The sequence below is a fragment of the uncultured Anaerococcus sp. genome (assembly GCF_963510915.1).
Taxonomy (GTDB): domain Bacteria; phylum Bacillota; class Clostridia; order Tissierellales; family Peptoniphilaceae; genus Anaerococcus.
Window position 1 is genome coordinate 1 of sequence record NZ_CAUPHG010000127.1, and the last position, 3661, is coordinate 3661.

Here is a 3661-nt window from a genome sequence, read left to right on the forward strand (position 1 = left end):
TCTGTCATGTCAGCCTGGGCAGCGTAAGTCACTTGGTCTGCCAGCTTTTGAACCTTGGTATAATCCCTATCTACTGCCATGACTTCTACGCCTTTTTCAAATAATTTTTTGGCAAGGGCTGAGCCAAACCTGCCCATACCTAGTACCAATACATTTTTTTCTTTCATAATTTCTCCTTAACCTATACTTATAAAACTTTCTGGATACCTAATTAGGCTCTTTTTAGCCTTCATACCAAAGGCAAAGGCCATGGTCATTGGACCGATACGACCCAAATACATACACAAGGTGATTAAATTCTTGCCAGCATCTGTAAGATGCGGTGTTATACCCTTACTTGCCCCAACTGTTGCAAGGGCTGATACGGTTTCATATAAAATATCTACAAGTGGTGCGCTTTCTGTAATTGTAAGCATAAAACTTACAGAAAGAATAATCACTATTGAAACTAAGAAAATTGCAAGGGATTTTCTAACTGTGTCAGCACCAATGTGCCTACCAAAAACAACTGGTTCACTCTCTCCTCTTACAACTGCATGAGTTGATAAAAAAAGAACGCCAAGAGTTGTAGTTTTTATACCACCTGCTGTAGATCCTGGAGAACCTCCCACAAACATGAGTCCCATAAGCATAAGAGCAGTTGAGTCTTTAATGTGAGATAGGTTTACAGAATAAAATCCTGCCGTCCTTGCCACAACAGACTGGAAGAAGGACTCAAGAATAGATCCTTTCACACTCTCGTTTTGGAGAACTCCGTTCTTTCCTTCCAAAAATAAAAACATAAGTGTTCCGAAAACCAAAAGAAAGCCTGTGATAGCAAGGACAAGTTTAGAGTGAGTTGATATTTTCTTAAAAGATCTCTTCCTAAATAGTTCACTTGTAACAACAAAGCCCAAACCACCAACTATTACAAGGGCTGATAAAGTAAGGTTGATTAGCAAATCGTCCCTAAATGGATAAATCGAATCTCCTAATATGTCAAAGCCCGCATTACAAAAAGCAGAAATTGAATGGAAGATTGCATACCAAATTCCAACCCCTGTCCCGTACATGGGGATAAATTTGATTGAGAGTAGAATTGCTCCAAGGATTTCTGTGCCAAAAGTGAAGATCAAAACGTATTTGAAAAGGACAATCATGCCTTCTAGACTCTCAACGTTGAGCTGTTCTTTTAGAATTTGTCTAGACTTCATTCCTATTTTCTTACCCAAAATTAGGGGAATAATTGATGCCAAACTCATAACTCCAAGTCCGCCTATTTGAATTAGAATGATGATTAAAACATGTCCGTAAGTGTTCCAGTGTTCAAGAGTATTAACAGGAGTAAGACCTGTTACACAGGAGGCACTTGCAGCAACAAACATAGAATCAACCAGGGCTGTCGCCTCGCCGCTTTTGGTGAAAAATGGCAGAGATAATAAAATCCCACCTATAGAAATAAGGATAGCAAAACCCAAACTCAAAACCATGGGTGGGTTTAGGCTAATCTTATCGTAAATTTTGTTTATAAAACTTTTATTCATAATAACTCCTATAAGTTATGATACCTGTAGAGGAATCTTACCACCAATAAAACCAAGGTCAAAATTATCTATTAAACTTAGCTTACAAAAAATTATGTAAGACATAATTTTCTTGTATAATATTTTTAAGGAGGATTTATGAAAAAAATACTTATATCACTTGCAATTATTTTGGGGATTTTTATCCCAAACACTTGCCAAGCTGACGAATTTAAAGAAATATCCATAGAGGCAGATATCGATGAAAAGGGCATCGGCTCTATCGAGGAAGTTTGGAAGATAGACGAAACCAGTGAAGATTATACAGAAAGATACAAGACCATAAATAATCTTAGAGGAATTAAAATCGAAAGCTTTAACCTAGAGGCCTTTGGCAAGACTTTTGAAAATAGAGATCCTTGGGATACCGACCTTGATTTTGAAGAAAAGGCCTACAAGGCTGGTGTCATCAAAAGAGGCGATGATGAAGTCGAGCTTTGTTGGGGAATTTCAAAATACGCTGACAATACATACAAGCTAAAATACAAGATAAATCCTCTGGCAATAGGACTAAATGATTCTGACATGGTGTTTTTCACCTTTGTTGGGGATAATTTTGATCCTGAGCCTGAAAAGGTAAATATCAAAATCAAAGGCTATAAGCCATTTAAAGATATCAAGTTTTGGGCCTTTGGTCTTAAAGGTGCAATCCACGAAGAAAATGGAGAAATCATCCTAGAATCAACAGGCGATGTGTCCTACACAACAGTCATGGTCAAATTTCCAAAAGGAACCTTCGCCACATCCTACAGGGAAGATAAAAATTTCGAAGACTATGCTAACCAAGCAGTTAAGGGCTCTAAATGGGAAGAAAATGAAGGAACAGCCTACAAAATTCCTTTGCCAATCTGGGCCAAGGCCCTAATTAGCCTAGCCATCGCCCTTGGTCTTGGTGGAATATTTTGGGGAGTAAGGGTTAGCAAATTATATTTTGACGAAAAAAGACTAGCCAACGCCAAAGACCTCCCACACCCAAAAGATTTTAAAGATAAATATTACAGGGGACTTCCATACGATGGCCATATAGAAGATTTATCCTATCTTATAGATCAAATCCCTATTATAGGCGGCGACCTAGGTACAGCCTACATGAACGCTTTTATTTTGAAATGGGCCATGGAAGGCCATATTGACCTAGGAGATGGCGAACCAGGATTTCTAGAATCCCAAGCCATAAAAATCTTATCAAAGCCAGAAGATATGGGCCCTATAGAAGAAAATATATTTGGAATGCTCTATAAGGCAAGCCTTAGAAAAAATGGCGAAAGACTAACCAACCATGACTTTTCAAAATATTTAAAAGACAATCTAGATGACCTAGATAACATCTACGACGACCTCGAAGATAAATCTATAGAAGCCTTGAAAAATGGCGGATATATCGAGGATTACGAATACGAAAAGTCATTCTTAGGAAGCAAAAAAACTGGCAAGGAACTAAGGGTTACAGACAAGGGACTTAAACTTTATGAAAATATTTTAGGCTTTAAATCATATTTAAGGGACTATGCCGACCAGGGTACAAAATCCCCAGAAGAGATGAAAAATTGGAAGAATTATTTAATCTATTCCATCCTTCTAAATGTAGATGAGAATTTCAAAAACTTTGTAGATGAAAACTACAATGGGGAACCATACTTCATCTACCACCCATACTTCTTCACAAACGCAAGCTCATACTCAAAATCCATCAACCAATCCTACGCCTCTGCGACAGGCTTTTCTAATGCTGGTTTTGGAGGCCAAACTTCCGTTGGTGGAGGCGGAGGATCCTTTGGCGGCGGTGGAGGAGGCGGCCGCTAGGTTCGGTCCGAGACCGAAAAATCATTTTTTCATCATAGATATATTATTTTATCTATTAAAATGACCATTTTATTTACAATTGAATCTTCATATCTGGTGGAACCCCAAGATTTGGGTTTCTTATCCAAGATGAGTTATTACTTTATCTTTTAAATGATAATTTTATTAACATCTGAATCTTCGTAAAAGGGGGACCCCTGGGGAACGTTTCGCACGTTCCCGCTATCGGGTCCCCCTTAAACCCCCTTCCGTTACCCCCTCCGGGCGACCCCTCTCGGGGGACAAGGAGTTTGCCT

At 38.7% G+C, this 3661-nt stretch carries 3 protein-coding genes; 1 reads left to right on the forward strand and 2 read right to left on the reverse strand.

Going from position 1 to position 3661, the window contains the following annotated elements:
- On the reverse strand, positions 1–167 hold a 167-nt coding region (locus RQ893_RS08505), incomplete at its 3' end, for an NAD-binding protein (protein ID WP_311482590.1).
- A 9-nt stretch (positions 168–176) separates the two neighbouring features.
- The gene (locus RQ893_RS08510; protein ID WP_311482588.1) at positions 177–1523 is read right to left on the reverse strand and encodes a TrkH family potassium uptake protein; all 1347 of its coding nucleotides are present in this window, start codon (positions 1521–1523) and stop codon (positions 177–179) included.
- A 138-nt stretch (positions 1524–1661) separates the two neighbouring features.
- On the opposite strand from RQ893_RS08510, the gene RQ893_RS08515 reads away from it, so the two are divergent.
- On the forward strand, positions 1662–3365 hold the full coding sequence (locus RQ893_RS08515; protein ID WP_311482589.1) for a DUF2207 family protein: 1704 nt from the start codon (positions 1662–1664) through the stop codon (positions 3363–3365).
- The last annotated feature ends 296 nt before the right edge of the window (positions 3366–3661 follow it).